Raw genomic sequence first — 18176 nt, forward strand, 5'->3', positions numbered from 1 at the left:
GGTGGAATATCCGGTGTGGCGGGAAACCTCCCGCTATGGGATCTAAGGAGGTGACGATGGCGACCAGGACACAAGACGCCGAGCCCCTCCTCACTCCTGCCGAGGTGGCGGCCATGTTCCGGGTGGATCCGAAGACGGTGACCCGGTGGGCCAAGGCCGGCAAGCTCACGTCGATCCGGACGCTCGGTGGCCACCGGCGGTACCGCGAGTCCGAGGTGCGTGCGCTGCTCAACGGGCAAGGGTCCGCAGTGGAGCGCGTCGAGGTCGGCGAGCTCTAAGGGGTGAGAATCGTCCCACCATACGCTCGACCTCACCGAGCGGGGGCGGTACACGGGGAAGTCAAGGCTGGGCCCGTAGGCGGCGGGCCAGGCCTGCGGCGGGGGCTGCGCGGGAACGCGTAACTAGAAGTCGTGTGACCTGTGGCTCAGGATCACACGAGATCAGGTCGGCGTCGCGAGTGTGACGGAGTCAGGCCCGGGTGGGTGTGGCTGCGCTGTCGCACCGCAGAAGCCGCCAGGCGTCGACACGGGCGGTGGGTAGACCGCCGCCCGTGTCCGCAACTTTCAACGATCATTTTCTTTTCTCGCACATCAACTTTCTCATCGGCCATTCGGCCAGAATGTGCGGCCCTTTCGGCGGCGTCGCCGCAACACGTCAAGGCTCAATTGTCGTCGGCGTGCGTTTGTGACGTGCGCGACGCGCTGGTGCCTCGAGATGACATATTTCTTCGGCGTCAGGCGGCACTGCGATCGGCTGCCGGGCGACGCCTGCGGGCGGGATCGGACAGCGAGGCCGGCGTCCACGCGCCGTCGGGGTGATAGGCGTTGCTGCCCGGCGGCACGATGGCGTCGATGCGGTCCAGCGTCGCGTCGTCCAGGGCGACCTCGGCGCCGTCGAGCAGCGACTCCAGTTGCGCCATCGTGCGCGGCCCGATGATCGTCGACGTGACGGCGGGGTGCGTCAGCGTGAACGCGACGGCCAGCTGCGGCAGCGTGCACCCGGCGTCGTCGGCCGCCTCGACCAGCCGCTCGACCAACTCGAGCTTGGCCGCGTTGACCGGCAGTTCCGGGTCGAACCTGGCGGGCGTGAGCCTGGCGCGTCCCGTCGTGAGATCGGCGGGGCGGCCCTTGCGCTGGGCGCCGGACAGGAATCCCGAGGCGAGCGGGCTCCACGTCAGCACGCCCATGCCGTAACGCCGGCAGGTCGGCAGCACCGACGTCTCGATGCCACGGGCCAGCAGCGAGTACGGCGGCTGCTCGGTGCGGAAGCGCAGCAGCCCCCGCCGCTCGGCCACGTGGTGCGACTCGACGATCTCCTCGGCCGGGAACGTGGAGCAGCCGAACGCGCGGATCTTGCCCTGGCGGACGAGGTCGCTCAGCGCGGACAGCGTCTCCTCGATGTCGGTGGTGGGGTCGGGCCGGTGCACCTGGTAGAGGTCGATCCAGTCCGTCTGCAGCCGGCGCAGGCTGTCCTCGACCGCGGTGATGATCCAGCGGCGCGAATTGCCGCCCCGGTTCGGCCCGTCGCCCATCGGCCCGTCACCCACGGGGAAGTGCACTTTCGTCGCCAGCACGACGTCGTCGCGGCGGCCCTGCAGCGCCTTGCCGACGATCTCCTCGGACTCGCCCGCGGAGTACATGTCCGCGGTGTCGACGACGTTGATCCCCCGATCGAGCGCGGCGTGGATGATGCGGGCGCTGTCGTCGTGATCGGGGTTGCCGACCGCGCCGAACATCATGGTGCCGAGACAGTAGGGGCTGACGTGGATGCCGGTGCCGCCGAGGGGCCGATAGCGCATGGCTCGACGCTACGTTTTCGAGCGCGCTCGAAGTCAAGCGGCGGACTTCTTCCACGGAGGGCCGGTTTCGACGCCGTCCGTACGCGGTATGGTCCCGCCCGATGTTCGCTTTGTCCCTTTCTGTGACCATATGGGGTTGAGTCATGCGGAAGAGCATCATCGGTGGGATCGGGGCGCTGGCCCTCACCGTGGCAGGCACGGCACCGGCGCTGGCGGGCGAGCTGGACGCGTCGGCGGCGCTCGTCTCCTTCGGGGACGACAAGAGCGACGGCGGCGACGAGGGCGGCCACGACGACGGTGCCGATGAGAGCGGCCACGACGACGGTGCCGATGAGGGCGGCCACGACGACGGCGGCGACGAGGGCGGCCACGACGACGGTGCCGATGAGGGCGGCCACGACGACGGCGGCGACGAGGGCGGCCACGACGACGGTGCCGATGAGGGCGGCCACGACGACGGCGGCGACGAGGGCGGCCACGACGACGGCGGCGACGAGGGCGGCCACGACGACGGCGGCGACGAGGGCGGCCACGACGACGGTGCCGATGAGAGCGGCCACGACGACGGCGGCGACGAGGGCGGCCACGACGACGGCGGCGACGAGGGCGGCCACGACGACGGCGGCGACGAGGGCGGCCACGACGACGGCGGCGACGAGGGCGGCCACGACGACGGCGGCGACGAGAGCGGCGCCGAGTCCGGCGCCGAGGGCTCCGACGACGGCTCTGAGGGCGGCGCGGCCGACGGGATCGCCGAGTCCGGCACCGACGATGCGGCAGCCGACGAGAACGGCGACGACGAGCTGCCGGACACCGGCTCCGACGCGACCCTGATCGCGCTCGGCGGCCTGGCCCTCGCGGCCGGCGGCGCGGCGATCGTCGCTCGTCGCCGGTCCACGACGGCCTGATCGCCGGCGCCCGAGTCGGCTCTGCGCCCGTCGGTCCCTCCCGGCCGATGGGCGCAGAGTCACGTCTGCGGCGGGTCGTGCCTCAGAAGGTGTGGCGGCGGCGCCGGTACAACGTGGCGGCCACGCCGGACGCGATGAGCGCCATCCCGGCGAAGACCGCCGCGATGCCGGCCCCGGTGTCGGGCAGCTCCGGCTCGTCGGGCTGGTCCGGCGGCCCCGGCGTCTCGCTGGGGCTCGACGTGGGCTGGTCCGTCGGACTCGGCTCCGTCGGTGACGGGGAAGGCGTCTGCGACGGGCTCGGGCTCTCCGACGGACTGGGAGTCTCCGACGGGCTGGGGGTCTCGGACGGGCTCGGCGTCCCCGTCGGTGTCCCTGTCGGTGTCTCAGACGGCGACGGCGACGGAGTCGGCGTGGGCGTGCCGGTCGGCGTCGAGGTGCCGGTCGGGGTCGGTGTCGGGGTGGAGTCGCTGTCGCACGACAGCGTCGTGTCGAAGGCGAAGTCGTGGATCTCGCGCGGCGTCGGCCCGGCGACCGGCCCGTAGTCGAGCGTCCTCGCGATGACGTTGCCCTCGATGTTCTGCGTGCTCTGCCAGGCCAGGTCGGCGTTCGGTGCGTACAGAGTCCCCTCGACCGCGGTGCCGCCGGTGAACGTCACGTCGGTCGCCTCGGGGAAGTTCCACAGCATGTACGGCGCGTTCGCCCCGCTGATGCCCGCCTGGTTCGGGAACGGGCCGGTGACCGACGTGCCGAGGACGTTCACCAGCAGCGGCGTGTCCGCCTCGGGGCCGGTGGGCCGGAAGGTCAGACCGGCGAGCCCGACGAGCTCGTCGGCGGTGACGGTGAGCACGTTCGTCTCGCCCGGCGTCAGCTCGAGGTACGCCGTCGTGCCGGGGGCGAGCGGCCGCGACAGCTCCTCGCCGTTCGCGTCGACCGGGGTGAGGGTCTCGTCGCATGTGCCCAGGTCGGTGGTCAGCTCGCGGTAGCGATCGAAGGCCCCGGCGAAGTCGATGAGATCCGGCAGGTCGGCGTCCTCGATCGACGGACCGTCCTGCAGGTTCGTGGTGCCCTCGATGCGCGGGTGAGTGTCGTACGCGTTGCCCTCCGGGACGATGTGGTAGAGCCCGGTCGCGCCGTTCCCGTCGACGTTGTCCGCGTCGTAGGTGGTGGTGTCGCCGACCTTGGCGAAGCCTTCATTCAGCACGCGCAGTGCCACGGGCTCCGCCGGGAAGACGATGCCGCCGCCGACGTACAGCGCCGTCGGCCGGTCGTCGCCGGGAGCGGTGAAGGTCTCGAACCGGCCCGACGGGTTCGCGTTGACGTTGAAGCCGCTCTGGAACGCGAAGTCGCCGCCCAGCGCGAGCGTGCCCTCGTTCTCGTCACCGCGCACCGTGACGTCGCCCTCGACGAAGACGAGGAACCCGCTGTTCGCCGGATGCCCGTCGAGGTCGACGCGCACCGGGTTGACGGGATCGAGCGCCGCCGCCGTCGGCAGGCCGACGCCGAGCCAGCCGGCCGCGAGGGCACCGCCGGCGACGAGGCAGCCCGCCGCCCTGACCGGACGTGACATCGAACTCGTCAGAAACCTGCGCATCGTTGTCACGATGCCAGTGGCACCTGCGGCGTACAACCGACTCGGCCAAATCGATGGGCCGACCGCCGGCGCGTCGCTAGATTGGGCGCTCGTGGCTGCGTCGTGGGAATGGGACGAGTCGTTATACGCCGGTAGCGCGCCGCACTATGCCGTCGGCCGCATGCCGTACCCGCCGAGTCTGGCTCGCGCCATCGGCGACGCACTGGGTTCGGACGGCTCCGGTCGCCTGCTCGACGTCGGCTGCGGACCCGGTTCGCTGACATTGCTGGTGTCGCCCTTGTTCGAGTCCGCCGTGGGTGTCGACGCCGACGCCGGCATGCTCGTCGAAGCTCGTCGCCAGGCCGCGCGTGCGGGCATCGACAACGTCGAGTGGCGGCAGCTTCGGGCCGAGGACCTGCCGGCGGATCTCGGCCGCTTCGACGTGGTGACCTTCGCCCAGTCGTTCCACTGGATGGACCAGGAGGCCGTCGCCCGGCAGGTGAGAGCGATGCTCCGCCCCGACGGCGTCTGGGTTCACGTCTCCGCGACGACACACCGCGGCGCGGCCGGGCCCGATCCGTCGCCGCACCCGCAGCCGCCCTGGGACCGCATCGACGAGTTGGTCGCCGCCTATCTGGGGCCGGTGCGACGCGCCGGGCGCGGCATCCTGCCCGCCGGCACCAGTTCCGGCGAGGACGAGGTCATGCGGCGAGCGGGGTTCACGGCCTCGGCTCGCCTCGACCTCGAGCGCGGAGAGATCGTCGATCGGCCTCTCGATGACGTCGTCGCCGCGGTCTTCTCGCTGTCGAGCTCGGCACCCCACCTGTTCGGCGACCGGCTCGGGGCCTTCGAGGCGGATCTTCGCCGCCTCCTGAGGTCGTCGTCGCCCGGCGGGCGGTTCTCGGAGCGAGCCCGCGACATCGGCGTGACGATGTGGCGTCCCTGATCAGCGGGCGGACCAGCGGCCTGTCATCCCTTGACCGAGCCCCTACCGCGTAGTACGGGTCATCGCAGGTCGCCTCGCGCCCAGCCCCAGCACCGAGGCGGCCGAGTCCCCGTGGCGGGACCCCCGTTGCGGACCCGGCACGGGGGCGCCCGCGAGCCCGGAACGGGTTCAGGGTGAGCAGGGTCCCTTCCGCTGCTCGGCGTGATACTCGATTGTCCTGCTACCGGGCGGTCCGTACGTTGTCCGAGTGCCCGCACCGGTGCCCTACCGCCCGATTCCCGTGGACCAGTCGGACGTTCGCTATGCCCACGGCCCTGACTCCGTCGTACAGCCGGGCGTGCCTGCGGGCGAGACCGTCGAGTTCGAGTGGACGGCAAGCACGGTTTACCCCGGCACGTCGCGCAGGATCCGGGTTCACGTCCCCGCGATGTACGACCCATCGGAACCGGCCGCGCTCATGCTCTTCCAGGACGGCGGGTTGTACCTCGACCCCGGGGGCGAGGTGCGCGCCGCCGTCGTCCTCGACAACCTCATCCACCGCGGGGACATCCCCATCACCATCGGCGTCTTCGTCGACCCCGGCGACTTCGAGGTCGACGCGGAGGTGAACCACCGCAAGAACCGCAACGTCGAGTACGACGCGTTCGACGACCGCTACGTCACGTTGCTGCTGCAAGAGATCATCCCCCAGGTGACGAAGCGCTACTCAGTCAGCGAGGACCCGGACCGATGGGGCATCTGCGGTGGCAGCAGCGGCGGCAACTGCGCCTTCACCGCGGCATGGCTGAGACCGGACCGATTCCGCCGTGTCATCGGCTTCCTCTCCAGCTTCGCGCAGATGCCGGGAGGCAACCCCTATCCCGACCTGATCCCCACCGTTCCGCGCAAGCCGCTACGCATCTTCCTGCAGGCCGGTCACCGAGACCTGCGTTGGAACGAACCCGACGGGAACTGGCTCGCGAGCAACCTGCGTGTCGCCGCCGCACTCGCCGAAGCGGGCTACGACTTCCGTCTGGTCCTCGGCGACGGCGGCCACAGCCCCAACCACGGCGGCGTTCTGCTGCCCGACGCCCTCCGCTGGCTCTGGCGATAGGGAAGAGGACGGCTATTGTCCCCACTGGTCGGCAGGTGCATGCTGAGTCGATGGCACGAAAGTCGTGGTTGTGCCGGCTCGGGTGGCACAAGTGGGTGTCGAAGTCGAACGAGGACGGCAGCCGCTACATCGGATGCGCGCGTTGTCCGAAGCAGACCGACGACCCCGGACCCATCGGCCCGATTCCCGGCTGAGCAGCCCACGACGGCATCTGTCCAGCGCCGAGGGTGGCTCGTGGACGCGCGAATTCTCGCAGGACCTGGTGAGCGGGGTCTGCGACACTTGCCTGGTGACGGAGGACGCGGGCAGGCAGCAGGTGATGGTCTTGTGGCGTCCGACGGGTCCGGAGGAGCTGGAGTTGGTGAGGGCGTCGGGTTGGCGACGGTGGCCACCGCGCCTTCCCGATCAGCCGATCTTCTACCCGGTGCTCAACGAGGAGTACGCGATCAAGATCGCCAGGGACTGGAACGTGCCGGCGTCGGGGGTGGGTTACGTGACCCGGTTCGCCGTCGACGCTGCGTTCGCTGCTCGCTACCCGGTTCGGCAGGCGGGCGGCCGGACGATCCTGGAACTGTGGGTCCCGGCTGAGCAGCTGGAGGAATTCAACGACCACATTGTCGGCGCGATCGAGGTCGTTCACGAGTTTCGCTGAGGTTGGCTGCGCCGACGGCCGGCATGCGCAGGTCGGCGGCCATCACGAGGATCTCTCGTGCCTCACGAAGGCTGCAGGCCTTGGTGGCACGACAAATTTCGCGACAAACCGAATTATTCGGACGCCGTCGGTGGGCTCGGACCAGGCGTTCTCCCGGTTCACGAGGCATGCATGCCTGGTCAACCGGGAGAGCGCATGGTTAACGTGATCATTTCCGGCCGGAAAGCTGGCCCACGCCGGACTCTCGCGGTCAACCAGCGGAAGACATCCGCGCTGGTGAAGGGGTGGACAGGGGCGGGTTCGATCCGCCGACCTTCCGCTTTTCAGGCGCAAGCAAAACCGCAGGTAGGCGGCCATGATCACGGTGATCGTGCCCCACGCGTGCCCCATGTCCGTCATCCCTCCTTGGTCCTCGTCGGCGTGATCTGAGCACTGTTGGCGCGGTGCGCCAGCTCGCTCAACGCCTTGGCGACCTCGGCGTCCCGGCCGTCCAGAGCGTGAAGGTACCGGTTGGCCGCAGCCGTCGACGAGTGCCCGAGTCGCTTCTTGAGGTCGGCGAGTGTCGCGCCGGCGGCCGCAGCGAGACTCTGCCCGGTGTGCCGCAGATCGTGGAAGGCGATGTCGACGCCTACCTTGGTCCGTGCCCGCACGAACGCCTGGTAGACCGCATTGCCCCGCATCTGCTTGCCGTCGCGACCGACGAAGAACCACTCAGAGCCGGCCCAGCGTTCGGCGTGCTGGACCAGGAAGGTCAGCACGTGCGGCGGCACCGAGATCTCCCGCTTCCCTGCCGGCGTCTTGGGCTCCTTGTTGTACCGCACTGGCGATTCCAGCAGCTCGACGTGGTTCTCGCGCACCCACACCGTGCCCTTCGTCAGGTTCACGTCCTCGCGACGCATCGCGCAGACCTCGCCCCGGCGCAGCGCGCACCAGGCGGCCAGCACGACGGCGGCACGGTAGCGCTCCGGGCTGATCGTCGTGATCAGCTCCGCGACCTGGTCGGCTGTGGCGATCTTGCGTTCGCGCGACTTGACCGAGCCGGCGCCAGGAATCATGCACGGGTTGCGCGTGATCGCGTCGTCTCGGACGGCCGCATTCATGACCGCCCGCAGGAACCGGTAGGACTGCGCGATCGAGGTCTTGCCACCTGTTCCCCGAACGGCATCCGTGTACCAGGCCCGCACGACGCGTGGCGTGATGGCGATCAGTGGAACGTCGAGCAGCGTCGTCATGTGGAGCCGCATGTTCCGCCGGCAGGTCTCCGCCCAGCGACGTCCCACGTTTGAGTTGTCGGTGAGGTACGCCTCTGCGTACTCGCCGAACGTCTCCCGGCCTAGTTGCTCATCCAGCCACGTACCGCGACTGATGTCGGCCCTGACCCGCGTCAACCAGCGGTCAGCGTCGGTCTTGGTGCGGAAAGTGTCGGGAGCGTTCTGTCGGCGGCCGTTGGGGCCGACGAACGAGGCCTGGAAACGGCCGGACGGCAGCTTGCGCACCTTGCCGAACGGGCGACGGCCGGCCATCAGCGCACCACCCGGCCACCGTGCCAGCGAACCTCGGTCGGCTCGACCGTGCCGTTGGCGATGAACGCCGCAATGGCGGACAAGGGGATGCGGACGTGGTGGCCGCCGACCTTGACGAAGCGGATGCGCCGTTCGGCGATCAGCCGCCGAGGAAACCGCGATGTGGTGCCGAGCATCTCGGCGGCCTCATCGACGGTCAACAGCCGATCCATCAGCGTGTGTCCTTCCGTGAGACTGCGGATCTTCTTGCTGGCGTGGTTGCCTCGCTCATGCCTGCGAGGCCTCCTCGGCGCGGCGGATGCGGGCGAGGTTCGCTGAGCGGGTGGCGTTCGCGGCGGTGGCGGTGTCGAGGTAGCCGCGTCCGGCGTAGCGCCAGCTGCCGACGACGACGGTTGTCGCCGCAGCGCTGTCGTCGGCCTGGTCGACGTCGAGCACGTCGCGTACGTCGGCGTTGGCGGGGAGTTGGGCGCGGCGTTGTCGCCAGTGCCGGCGGGCGGACCGCAATGCGCCGAAGGTGACGGAGTAGGCGCGGCTCTTGGTGATGGGGTGACCGCGGTAGCCGAGGGTGGCGTAGCGGTCCTTGAGCCGGGTGTAGTCGTCGTGGATGGGGACGAGCTGTTGTGCGGCTTTGATGAGGCGGACGGCGTGCGGGGTCGCTCCGTGTTTGGCGGCGTGGCCGGCGCTGTAGAGCTTCCCGGCGACGGGTAGCCCGAAGTCCTCGGTCGACTTGGTGAGGTACTTGGCAAGGTAGGCGGCGACCTGGTGCGGGTGCGCCGGGCCGGCCTGGTTGTCGCGGCCGGCGCCGGGGGTGATGGTGCGTAGGTCGAGCTGGCGGCCCCACCGCAGCCTGAGTGTCTGCCCGCCGGGGAGGGGCACGTCCTTGTGTGCGTGGGTGGCGGCGTGCCTGACCGCGTCCTCGAGGTCGCCCACGGTGAGGCCGAGTCCTGGCGGGGTGGCCGGGCCGTCGGGTCCGTCGAGTCGGATGACGACGTGGAAGTGCACGACGCCGCGCGCCTGGAACTCCACCACCCGTGTGTACGAGACCTTCGCCGCCTCGGCGAACGCACGCAGGGTGAGGCCGGCGGTGCGGGCGAGGCGGCGGCGTAGCGCCATGGTGAAGTACCGCCACAGTTGCGGTGCCCACCACTGCCAGGCGGCGTGGGCGGTGTAGTCGTAGCACTGGAAGCACAGCGGCTGCCCCACCTGCGGGTCGTCGGCGTCATGCCGCCGCACACAACTCAAGGGCCGGCCGTGCGGGCAGCGCGGCTTGTCCCGCCTGGCCCGGCACGGTGCGGTGCGCCCGTTCAACGGGCGGGTGTGGCGGTGCACGGCCCCGAACGACGGCGCGGTGAACGTGGCGAACGTCGCCGGATGCTGCGCAACGGTCTCGGGGACGGTCTTGCCGCCGGCCAGCCCGCAGGACAGCAGGTGCCACGCGTCGCCCTTGTACTCACGCGAGCAGGACGGGCAGACGGCGGCGCGGCGGTTGCCGCAGCGGACGTAGGTGTGCCCGTCCGGTTCGTCGTCGGACGAGTAGCTGCGCACGACCTCGCCTGTCGCGGCGTGGATGGTGGTCGAGGAGCCGGTGAGCCGGATCGGGTTGACGCAGCCGCGGGCCTGCTCGCCGGCTCTGCTGCGGGAGAGGGACGCCAGCTGGAACACCAGCTCCGTGTGACTCAGCTCGCGCGTGCTCACGCGACCGCCCCCGTGTCGTCGGTGTCGGTGTCGGTGACGACTGTGAAGCCATGCCGGGGCTGCGAGGCCGGGTAGTCGCGGGCCATGGCGCGGATGTCGTCATCGGTGACCCAGCTGAACCGCACCCGGACCGGGGCGGGGTCGCCGTCGACGAGCACGTACCCGGTCCCAGGCTGAGACTCCGGGATCGACTCAGCATGTGCGCCGCGTTCGAGCGCGTCCTTGCCGAGCACCATCTCGACCTCGGACGCGGTGTCGAGGCGCAGCGCGATCTTGGTGGGGAACAGGTTGCGGGCGTCGACGACGGACTTGCGGGGGTCCTGGACGAACGCGAGCACCGAGACCCCGGCGGCGCGCCCCTGGGACAGGACGACCTTGAGGGCCTTGTTGAACTGGTGCTTGAGCTTGGTGTCGTCCTGGTAGTCCGACAGGAACGCCAGCTCATCGATGATCAGCACCACGAACGGCTCCTCCGCCGTGGGCGTGTGCTTGCGGGAGTGGCCGCGCAGCCGCTTCGAACGCTTGCGCACCAGCTCGGCGGCCTCGACGATCAGGTCGACCATGTCGCCGGGCTCGTCATCGGCAGCGAACCGGGAGAACAGCGCGCGGCCCATCGCCAGCTCGATGCCGCCCTTCGGGTCCGCACCCCACACCTGCACGAGCCCGGAGGGGACGGCCGGGGCGAGGGCTCGGACGGTTGACCAGAGCGCGGATCCCTTCCCGGACCCGGTCGCGCCCACGGTCAAGACGTGGCTGTAGAGCAGCCGCAGCCGGTACGGGGAGCCGTCCTCGGTGAACCCGACCGGTAGCGCCTCGAAGTCCACGTCCGACGCGTCCAACGTCATGGCCGGGATGGGGTCGGTGAGCATGTCCCCGGTGCTGAACAGCAACGTGACTGTGCCGGGCTGGTCGGAGCGGACGCGGACCTGAGCGACGCCGAACGCGTGCGCCAGGGCGTCGGCCTGGTCGGCGTAGTCGGCCGGGGACTGGCCGGCCAGTAGCCGCACGTGCACGGCGTCAGCGGCCGGATGCGCGGCCACGCCGATCAGCTCGGGCGCAACGGCGCGGCCGAACGAGCCAGCGACGGTGAGGCCGCAGCCGGCGGCGACGGTGGGCCAGTGCTTGCGGTAGATCCGCCGGTACCGCCACCGCCCCCGCACATACGCGGCGACCCGTTCCGAAGACTCCGGGTGGGCGAGCCGCCACACCACCCACGTGATGAGCGGCAGCACCAGGAGCAGGACCAGGCCGCCGGCACCGAGCACGCCGTAGGCGAGCAGCAGCACGGCCCCGGTCGCGAAGACCTGGGGGAGCTTGCGCAGCAGCATCAGCGGCGTCAGCGTCACCCAGCCCAGGCCGCGCAGCAGCCGCCGGATCAGCGAGTCGTGGTCCAACAGGTTCTGCACGAACGCCGCGAGGATCTTGACGTTCTTCGCGCTCAGCACGGGTCGGGGCGTCATCGAAGCAGTCCTTCAACGGCGGTCAGGGCCGTGTGCCGGGCATGGGCGGCAGCGTGGCAGGAGTCGCAGACGGTGTCGCCGGTCCCCGGGTGGAACCACGCCGATGCGGCGGCCACCGGCCGACCACAGCCGGAACAAGCCACCATCACGGCGACGGTCGGGTGCGCGGTCATGGGCGTTCACCGCAGCGGGTCACCGCGGCGTCACTGGCCGCGTTGGACCGCTCGGCCTGGACCTCGTCCGCGCCGACCATGAGGGCGACGACGGTCAGCAGTTGCGCGAGGACGACGCCGAGTGCGGTGAACGGGAGTCGCCAGGTCGTAGGGTTGGACACACCAATCCCCTCCATTCGGGGTGTTGATTGGGGCCACCGGGGACGGGGTCGGTTTCCTAGGCCTGTCACCCGTCCCCGGTGGGGTCTCATCGCGAGACGGCGCGAACCTCACCGTTGACCGCGTCGATTACAGCCGCCAGCCGCACCACCAGCGCGTCATCCGACGCGGCCGGGTACAGCGACGCCGGCAGACGGGCGTGCACGATCGCAAGCCAGTCCGCGAGAACCGCCGCGCCGCGCTGGTCGAACGACACGTCGTGCGGTGACCACGCGACCCGGCCACCGAGGGTGGCGACCAGCCGGATCAGCCGCTTCTCACCGCTGGACATGACGCCGAACGCTCGCACCTCGGGCGAGACCTTCGGGCCTTGCGCGTGCCACTCCCAGAACGCCGCGTCGCCGTCCGGAGCCGGGTGCCGGGCCTCGTACGCCTCCCACGCGGCCGCGTCCGCCAGGTGGCCGTTGACGGCCGCGGTGACGGCGTCCAGCCAGCCGGGGTGCTCCTCGATCCGGCCGGCGATCCGCTCGACCAGCTGACGCACCCACGGATGCCGTGCCGCGAGCCAGTCAGCCGCCGCGTACGCATCGGTCGGCACATCGAGAACGGTCATCTCAGGCCGCCTTCTCGCTACCGGACGTGGTCTTGCCGGCGTCCTTGCGCGGCGGCGTGTGCGACGCGATCCCACCGGCGCGCCACGACTCCACCAGCTGGCCCGTCTTCGTCGCCCGCGCCGACGCCACCAGATCACCGAACTCGATCGGCGAGTAATCCGCGATCTCCGGCCGCAACGGCGCCGGAACCGTCACCTGCGCCCGCGCCGTCAGCTCCCGGTCGAAGGACACCGTCCGGTAGTTGACCTCGACTGCCCACAACGGCAGATGCGTCTCCTCGTCGACCGCCTGGCGTTCGGACTGCCGACGCCCGTCCGGGGTGTCCTCCCACTCGTGCACCGAGTTGACGACACCGGTCGCCGTCATCGCCTGCTGCTTGCTGTCCACTGCATAGGTCGCCATGACCTGTGGCCTCCCTGGGCTCTGTGCGTCGCGCTCTACGACACAACCAACATGGCCAGGCTAACTAGGCAGGTTAGGCAAGTCAATGAATTTGTCTAGGTTGGCTGACTTGCCGATATCCTGAAAGGCATGGCACTTGACCCGGACGACCCGCGTCCGCCGTACATCCAGGTCGCGAACGCCCTGCGTGCGGCGATCCTGACCCGCAAGTACGCGCCCGGCGAGAAGTTGCCGTCCGGGAGCAAGCTGGCCGAGACCTACGGCGTGGCGCGACAGACCGTGCAGAACGCGTTGGACATCCTGCGCGACGAGAAGCTGATCGTGTCCCGGCAGGGGAGCGGTGTATTCGTCCGCGAGCGCACGGAGAAGCCAGTCGGTCTGCGCCCGCACCTGGAGCAGGCGTTCGAGGGCGGCAGCGTCCGGGTCGACTTCGCCGGCTACACGGCAGAGACGCTGCACGGGGCGATGCAGGAGCCGTTGGACAACATCCGCTCCGGCCGGCTCACACCGCAGGAGATCAGCATCCGCATCCTCATCGCCGACACCACCACGCCGTGGACGCTGCCCCGCCGCGTCGACGAGCCCGGCGACTATCCGCCGATCCGCGAGCGCATGGCCGACATCGCCGTGCGCCACATCGAGGCCCTACGCCACTCGGTGAACGAGCTGGCCGAGATCGGCCTCGTGAAGAAGGCCAGCGTCGAAATGCGCGTGCACGGCACGCCACCGATGTTCAAGCTCTACATCATCAACGACGCCCAGGTGTTCTTCGGCTTCTACCCCGTATACGAACACCAGGTCAGCCTCGCCGACGAGCCGACGACCATCCTCGACCTCGGCGGCAAGGACGCCATCCTGTTCCACCACGCCGCCACCGACGACGACGAATCCATGGGCTCCCAGTACGTCGCCCAGGCTCGCCGCTGGTTCGACAGCATCTGGACCACCGTCGGCCGCGAGAGCGCCCAGTGACCGCCAGCACGAGCGAACAGCTCGCCAAGCTCATGTCCGGCGTCGAACTCCTAATGCTCGACTTCGACGGCCCTATCTGCAGTGTCTTCGCCGGTCTGCCTGCGCCGGTCGTTGCTGAGCGACTTCGCCGAACACTTAAGCGTCATGGCCTCGCCATCCCGCCTACCCTAGACCGTGAGCCTGATCCGCTCGCGGTCTATCGGCATAGTGCAGCCTACGGGAGCGTAGTAACGCGCCAGGTCTACGAGGAGCTTGTTGTCGCCGAAGTCGAGGCTGTCGCTTCTGCAGTGCCTACGCCCGGTGCCGTGGACGTGATTCGTGCTGCAGCCAAGTCCGGGCGGCGTGTCGCAATTGTGAGCAACAACGCCACCGTCGCCATACAAGGCTATCTGGCGGCCCACCAAATCGGTGGCCTCATCCACTACGTGGCCGCACGCCGAACGCCGCAGCCCGCGTGTATGAAGCCGAATCCTGCATACTTGCTCGAAGCGATGGCCGCAACAGCTACGCGACCGACATCAGCTGTTCTCGTCGGGGACTCGGAGTCAGACGTCGTCGCGTCCCGGCGCGCAGATGTTCGATCGATCGGTTTCGCAAACAAGGCGGGCAAGGCCGAGCGTCTCAGGTCCGTCGGAGCCGATGCCATCACGGATGCAATGCCGGCAATTGCGGCAGCCTTGCGAACGAGTTGAGTGACCTGCACCCGAGGAACCGAGCCAATCAATCTGAGCGTAGCTAGAGTAGGACGAAGCACCGAGACGAGTCAGGAGCACGTGATGCCGGTCAACGATTTGATACCGGGCGAGAAGCTCAATCTTGATCCAATAATTGAGCCAGATCCAGGCGGATCGTCCGACGAGACAATCGTTCGACGGTACTCAAGCGGCGAAGTGCGCATCGTCACGGACCAAGCGCGGACCCAGCTGGCAGAACTCCCCCTCGTGCTTGAATCCGGCCGATACGAATTAAAGCCGGAGTATCAGCGACGCCATCGATGGTCGGTGGGGAAGAAGTCTCGGCTGATTGAATCGTTCATCATGAACGTGCCCGTACCGCCGATCTTCGTGTATGAGTACGAATATTCGAAATACGAAGTCATGGATGGCCTGCAGCGGCTCACTGCGATATGGGATTTCTACCGTAACCGATTTGAGCTTGCGGAGCTTGAATACTGGCCGGAGCTGAATGGTCGGATATATGATAACCTGCCTTTGCAGCTGCGCCAAGCAATCGACAGGCGCTACATATCAAGCATAGTGCTCCTGTACGAAACGGCGCAGGATCAGGGTGATGCGCAACAGCTGAAGGAGCTCGTCTTTGAGCGCATCAACAGTGGCGGAGTGACGCTAGAGCCGCAGGAATCCCGGAACGCACTAAGCAAAGGCCCTTTGAACGCGGTCCTTCCCAGACTGGCAAGAACTCCCAGTTTTTGTCGTGCGTGGGGGATACCGGAACCTGAGAATGACGCAGACGACCTCGACAGTCCGAGCGAAGACGTGCTGCGGGACCCACGCTTCCAGAGTATGGAAGATGTTGAAATGGTCCTTCGCTTCTTCGCCCACCGCCAGCGCGGTGTCGAGGGCCCCCGCCGGCTAAAGCCGTTTCTCGATCAATATTGGTCACGAGCCAACGAGACTTACTCGCGTGATCTTGTGGAAGAGATCGGTGCGCTCTTCGTTCGTACGATAGACCTAGTCGTCGAAGTCCTAGGTGAGCGAGCTTTCTATATCAGGCGGGAGCGGGGCGGAAGGCGCGATTGGGTGCCGCGTCCTACCCTGCTGGCGTACGACTCTGTGATGTCGGCCTTCAGCCAGCAGCTCGATCAGGAGCATGACCTAGTTGCGAGGAAGGCGGAGGTAAGTGAGAAACTGGGAGCGCTCTATGACGAGTATTCGACAGAGTTCGACGGGCGCAAGACAGACCCCAAGGACGTCCTTCGCAGAGATGCACTTATCCTGGAAATGTTGAACCGGGTACTGGATGCGAAGTGAAGCAACTTCGACAAGCAATTCGATCAAGCGTATCAAAGCTGCGCGCTGATATCGAACTATCCGACTCAACGGAGAGAGCCCTGGTCGCCACCGGTGCGGGCGGCGTACAGGTTCGGCGCATGGGCTACGTCGCAGGAGTCGTGTCGTTATACGGCCTGCTTGAGCAGTCAATTGACGAGATAATTCTGGAAGTCGCGGCGAACTATAACAAGCTGCATCAATCGTTTCTGACGATGCCAGAACGCGTTCGAAATGAGTTCAAGAGCCTAGCCCTGAACTCCATAATTGATGGCCCAAAGTCGCGCCTTCGGGCCGATCTTGACGAGGACGACATATTCGTCGCGCTGAACAGCAGGTCAACGAGCTCGCTGCGGAGGCTTGTGCCGGCAGTCTTTACCCGGGCCCAGGCAAACTATCGGCATCCACTGATCTGTGAGTTGATCGCAAGGCTCGACGTCAAACTGGATGAGCGTGGGCTGGTGACTGCGGCGTCTCTGGCCAAAACCGGTATGGCATCCGTCTCCTCGTTGCTGGTGGATCTTGTCGACCGCCGCAATTCGTTAACACATGCCTATTCGATCCAGGATGACATTCTAAGATCGCAGCGACTACTCGAATACCTAGATGTTCTTGAGCAATACCTGTTGTCGGTGGAGTCGGTCGCCAATCTGAGGTTGTTAGACGAGCTAGTCGCAACTGGAAATGCTCCCCGTATTGGAATCATGGCGAAGAAATATACTGACTTCATAGGCGTTGACCTGGTTGGTGCGAACCTGGCAATAGGCGATGCTCTGCTGTTCCAAGGCAAGACGGGCATTTTCAAGGGCGGTAGAGTGACCTCACTGATGGCGGACAACGTCGCACGGGATTCGGTGATCGCTGGCGTGAACGAGGTGGTGCAGCTGGGCGTTGGCATGAGCGATGGCCCTCCGCGTTTGGGCGAAGGCGCTGCGGTCCATTCGGTGGCGCAGCAATGGGTAGAGCTGCTACCCGAGGCCTAGCACTAGAAATCGCACCGAATTGCGGCCCGCGAGTGCAGTTTCAAGAGCCTTCCCGCGCGCGGGCGCTCGATTACGTCCTACTCTGATGGCGCATCGGGGGCGAGGAGCCGGTCGTTTTCGCCGCTGTGCGGTGCTGAGTCACCGCCCATCGATTCCTTGACGAATGCGTTACCGACAAGGCTCCAAGGGTCAGGAAGGCCTGACGCACTTGTCCGTTGGGTCGCGCTCGCGCCCACGAATACCTTCTCCGCGCCATTTGAGCCCCAGTCGACGCGACTAAAATTCAACCTGCCGTCGAACTGAGCATCATGAAAGTCGAAACGTCCATGTAGAACTGAAGCGCCTCTGAACTCCACTTCTCCACCGAGGCCGGCACGCAGAAACTCGGCGTCGATGTCGAATTTAGCCTTCACGAAGTAGGCGCCATTGAGCATCTTGGACCCCGCGAATCCGCCATGTCTCCTAAACGTAGCTCCAGTAAAGACCGCACGGCCGTTAAAAACGGTGTCATAGAACCCAACGTCATCCAAGAATACCGAGCCGTTAAACCAGGTGTCACCGTGGAAAGTTGCGCGGTCGCACTTCATGCTCAAGATGACCTTCAAGGAGAGGTCGAGATTGATTAAATGAGCCCCGCTCAGATCGAGGGCTATATCCCAACTGTTGGGCAACCCTTTCGATGTGCCTCGCTCAGGGAGACGCGACGCAATCAACTTCTGGGCTGTTAGTCGAACCTGAAATTCCTGTGCCCCGGATTCACTGCCCGCCTCCACGGCCAGCTCCTCGTCCCCCTCCGAACCCATGCTAAACGGCCCTCTAAATGGCATTCTGAGATAGGCACAGATGACGTCTGCGCACATCTGCCGGCCCGAGACCCAGTCGTCGCCCAGTTCGCGAAGAGCATACAAGCCGGCGAGCCTGACTGCGGCTTTGTCCGAACCCATCTGCTCTGCGGCTGAGCGGAATCGCTCAGTGAATAGGCGAGTGTCCTCGCGCTTCTCGGCTGCTACGGCGCGAAGATGATCGGTTTCGATGAACTTCTGTCGCCGGAAAGCGACAACGAGCGCGACGATTCCGCCTATACCGGCAACGGCGGCCAAGCTGATTCGAACTATGGAGAACATGTCGTCGGGCGTGAGGGTGCCGCTTGTTGTCGCCAGGTCGGGCTCACCCAGTGTTCGCCAGAGGAGAACCATCACGCTGGCTGTCAACACAGCGC

Annotated in this window: 20 protein-coding genes; 10 read left to right on the forward strand and 10 right to left on the reverse strand. The window is 67.3% G+C overall.

Annotated features, from left to right (window positions below):
• Positions 1 to 56 precede the first annotated feature (56 nt).
• Together DZA62_RS13425 and DZA62_RS35700 are read left to right on the forward strand one after the other, a co-directional pair.
• On the forward strand, positions 57 to 278 hold the full coding sequence (locus DZA62_RS13425) for a BldC family transcriptional regulator (protein WP_026874431.1): 222 nt from the start codon (positions 57 to 59) through the stop codon (positions 276 to 278).
• A gap of 272 nt (positions 279 to 550) precedes the next feature.
• The gene (locus DZA62_RS35700; protein ID WP_157987649.1) at positions 551 to 688 is read left to right on the forward strand and encodes a hypothetical protein; all 138 of its coding nucleotides are present in this window, start codon (positions 551 to 553) and stop codon (positions 686 to 688) included.
• A gap of 45 nt (positions 689 to 733) precedes the next feature.
• Here the strand turns inward: DZA62_RS35700 and DZA62_RS13430 are convergent, their stop codons facing one another.
• Entirely contained in the window at positions 734 to 1798 is a 1065-nt protein-coding gene (locus tag DZA62_RS13430; RefSeq protein ID WP_116949389.1) for an aldo/keto reductase, read from the reverse strand.
• Between the two features lie 143 nt (positions 1799 to 1941).
• Here DZA62_RS13430 and DZA62_RS13435 point away from each other — a divergent pair, with 143 nt between their 5' ends.
• Entirely contained in the window at positions 1942 to 2706 is a 765-nt protein-coding gene (locus tag DZA62_RS13435; RefSeq protein WP_116949390.1) for an LPXTG cell wall anchor domain-containing protein, read from the forward strand.
• Between the two features lie 82 nt (positions 2707 to 2788).
• Here the strand turns inward: DZA62_RS13435 and DZA62_RS13440 are convergent, their stop codons facing one another.
• Positions 2789 to 4297, reverse strand: a complete 1509-nt coding sequence (locus tag DZA62_RS13440; protein ID WP_116949391.1) for a collagen-binding domain-containing protein — start codon at positions 4295 to 4297, stop codon at positions 2789 to 2791.
• A 91-nt stretch (positions 4298 to 4388) separates the two neighbouring features.
• Between DZA62_RS13440 and DZA62_RS13445 the strand changes: the two genes are divergently transcribed.
• The 3 genes from DZA62_RS13445 to DZA62_RS13455 all read left to right on the forward strand — a co-directional run bounded on the left by DZA62_RS13445 (position 4389) and on the right by DZA62_RS13455 (position 6967).
• Positions 4389 to 5222, forward strand: a complete 834-nt coding sequence (locus DZA62_RS13445) for a class I SAM-dependent methyltransferase (protein ID WP_408618767.1) — start codon at positions 4389 to 4391, stop codon at positions 5220 to 5222.
• A gap of 247 nt (positions 5223 to 5469) precedes the next feature.
• Positions 5470 to 6315 carry an alpha/beta hydrolase gene (locus DZA62_RS13450; protein ID WP_116949393.1) on the forward strand — a complete coding sequence of 282 codons (846 nt, stop codon included), beginning with the start codon at positions 5470 to 5472 and terminating at the stop codon, positions 6313 to 6315.
• Between the two features lie 319 nt (positions 6316 to 6634).
• Positions 6635 to 6967 carry a hypothetical protein gene (locus DZA62_RS13455; protein ID WP_116949514.1) on the forward strand — a complete coding sequence of 111 codons (333 nt, stop codon included), beginning with the start codon at positions 6635 to 6637 and terminating at the stop codon, positions 6965 to 6967.
• Positions 6968 to 7362: 395 nt separating this feature from the next.
• Here the strand turns inward: DZA62_RS13455 and DZA62_RS13460 are convergent, their stop codons facing one another.
• The 7 genes from DZA62_RS13460 to DZA62_RS13485 all read right to left on the reverse strand — a co-directional run bounded on the left by DZA62_RS13460 (position 7363) and on the right by DZA62_RS13485 (position 12993).
• A complete protein-coding gene (locus tag DZA62_RS13460; protein ID WP_116949394.1) occupies positions 7363 to 8490 on the reverse strand; it encodes a site-specific integrase in 1128 nt (375 codons plus the stop codon).
• Entirely contained in the window at positions 8490 to 8702 is a 213-nt protein-coding gene (locus DZA62_RS13465) for an excisionase family DNA-binding protein (protein WP_116949395.1), read from the reverse strand. The genes DZA62_RS13460 and DZA62_RS13465 overlap by 1 nt, the downstream gene beginning before the upstream one ends.
• Before the next feature lie 55 nt (positions 8703 to 8757).
• The gene (locus tag DZA62_RS13470; protein ID WP_116949396.1) at positions 8758 to 10185 is read right to left on the reverse strand and encodes a replication initiator; all 1428 of its coding nucleotides are present in this window, start codon (positions 10183 to 10185) and stop codon (positions 8758 to 8760) included.
• On the reverse strand, positions 10182 to 11645 hold the full coding sequence (locus DZA62_RS13475) for an FtsK/SpoIIIE domain-containing protein (protein ID WP_157987650.1): 1464 nt from the start codon (positions 11643 to 11645) through the stop codon (positions 10182 to 10184). The genes DZA62_RS13470 and DZA62_RS13475 overlap by 4 nt, the downstream gene beginning before the upstream one ends.
• 169 nt (positions 11646 to 11814) lie before the next feature.
• Complete coding sequence (locus DZA62_RS35705; RefSeq protein ID WP_157987651.1) at positions 11815 to 11979, reverse strand: hypothetical protein; 165 nt, start codon at positions 11977 to 11979, stop codon at positions 11815 to 11817.
• Positions 11980 to 12065: 86 nt separating this feature from the next.
• A complete protein-coding gene (locus DZA62_RS13480) occupies positions 12066 to 12590 on the reverse strand; it encodes a hypothetical protein (RefSeq protein ID WP_116949398.1) in 525 nt (174 codons plus the stop codon).
• Between the two features lies 1 nt (position 12591).
• Positions 12592 to 12993, reverse strand: a complete 402-nt coding sequence (locus DZA62_RS13485) for a hypothetical protein (protein ID WP_157987652.1) — start codon at positions 12991 to 12993, stop codon at positions 12592 to 12594.
• A 129-nt stretch (positions 12994 to 13122) separates the two neighbouring features.
• Between DZA62_RS13485 and DZA62_RS13490 the strand changes: the two genes are divergently transcribed.
• The 4 genes from DZA62_RS13490 (at position 13123) to DZA62_RS13505 (ending at position 16957) form a co-directional block, all read left to right on the forward strand.
• Positions 13123 to 13965, forward strand: coding sequence for a GntR family transcriptional regulator (locus DZA62_RS13490; RefSeq protein WP_198663716.1), 843 nt, complete (start codon positions 13123 to 13125; stop codon positions 13963 to 13965).
• Positions 13962 to 14657, forward strand: coding sequence for an HAD family hydrolase (locus tag DZA62_RS13495; protein ID WP_116949400.1), 696 nt, complete (start codon positions 13962 to 13964; stop codon positions 14655 to 14657). Before DZA62_RS13490 ends, DZA62_RS13495 begins: the two co-directional genes overlap by 4 nt.
• Before the next feature lie 84 nt (positions 14658 to 14741).
• Positions 14742 to 15956, forward strand: coding sequence for a GmrSD restriction endonuclease domain-containing protein (locus DZA62_RS13500; protein WP_157987653.1), 1215 nt, complete (start codon positions 14742 to 14744; stop codon positions 15954 to 15956).
• Between the two features lie 119 nt (positions 15957 to 16075).
• Entirely contained in the window at positions 16076 to 16957 is an 882-nt protein-coding gene (locus DZA62_RS13505; RefSeq protein ID WP_116949402.1) for a HEPN domain-containing protein, read from the forward strand.
• 77 nt (positions 16958 to 17034) lie between these two features.
• Here the strand turns inward: DZA62_RS13505 and DZA62_RS35710 are convergent, their stop codons facing one another.
• Positions 17035 to 18168 (reverse strand): pentapeptide repeat-containing protein, encoded by a 1134-nt coding sequence (locus tag DZA62_RS35710; protein ID WP_198663717.1) that lies wholly within the window; start codon positions 18166 to 18168, stop codon positions 17035 to 17037.
• Positions 18169 to 18176: the final 8 nt, after the last annotated feature.

It is taken from the genome of Jiangella endophytica, assembly GCF_003427025.1.
Taxonomy (GTDB): domain Bacteria; phylum Actinomycetota; class Actinomycetes; order Jiangellales; family Jiangellaceae; genus Jiangella; species Jiangella endophytica.

Excerpts from the sequence above, each read along its gene's own strand:
- DZA62_RS13460 (WP_116949394.1), bottom strand. The coding sequence starts at position 8,490 with ATGGCCGGCCGTCGCCCGTTCGGCAAGGTGCGCAAGCTGCCGTCCGGC.
- DZA62_RS13490 (WP_198663716.1), top strand. The coding sequence starts at position 13,123 with ATGGCACTTGACCCGGACGACCCGCGTCCGCCGTACATCCAGGTCGCG.
- DZA62_RS13500 (WP_157987653.1), top strand. The coding sequence starts at position 14,742 with ATGCCGGTCAACGATTTGATACCGGGCGAGAAGCTCAATCTTGATCCA.
- DZA62_RS13430 (WP_116949389.1), bottom strand. The coding sequence starts at position 1,798 with ATGCGCTATCGGCCCCTCGGCGGCACCGGCATCCACGTCAGCCCCTAC.
- DZA62_RS13505 (WP_116949402.1), top strand. The coding sequence starts at position 16,076 with ATGGGCTACGTCGCAGGAGTCGTGTCGTTATACGGCCTGCTTGAGCAG.
- DZA62_RS13425 (WP_026874431.1), top strand. The coding sequence starts at position 57 with ATGGCGACCAGGACACAAGACGCCGAGCCCCTCCTCACTCCTGCCGAG.
- DZA62_RS13465 (WP_116949395.1), bottom strand. The coding sequence starts at position 8,702 with ATGGATCGGCTGTTGACCGTCGATGAGGCCGCCGAGATGCTCGGCACC.
- DZA62_RS13480 (WP_116949398.1), bottom strand. The coding sequence starts at position 12,590 with ATGACCGTTCTCGATGTGCCGACCGATGCGTACGCGGCGGCTGACTGG.
- DZA62_RS13475 (WP_157987650.1), bottom strand. The coding sequence starts at position 11,645 with ATGACGCCCCGACCCGTGCTGAGCGCGAAGAACGTCAAGATCCTCGCG.
- DZA62_RS13440 (WP_116949391.1), bottom strand. The coding sequence starts at position 4,297 with ATGCGCAGGTTTCTGACGAGTTCGATGTCACGTCCGGTCAGGGCGGCG.
- DZA62_RS13435 (WP_116949390.1), top strand. The coding sequence starts at position 1,942 with ATGCGGAAGAGCATCATCGGTGGGATCGGGGCGCTGGCCCTCACCGTG.
- DZA62_RS13485 (WP_157987652.1), bottom strand. The coding sequence starts at position 12,993 with ATGGCGACCTATGCAGTGGACAGCAAGCAGCAGGCGATGACGGCGACC.
- DZA62_RS13455 (WP_116949514.1), top strand. The coding sequence starts at position 6,635 with ATGGTCTTGTGGCGTCCGACGGGTCCGGAGGAGCTGGAGTTGGTGAGG.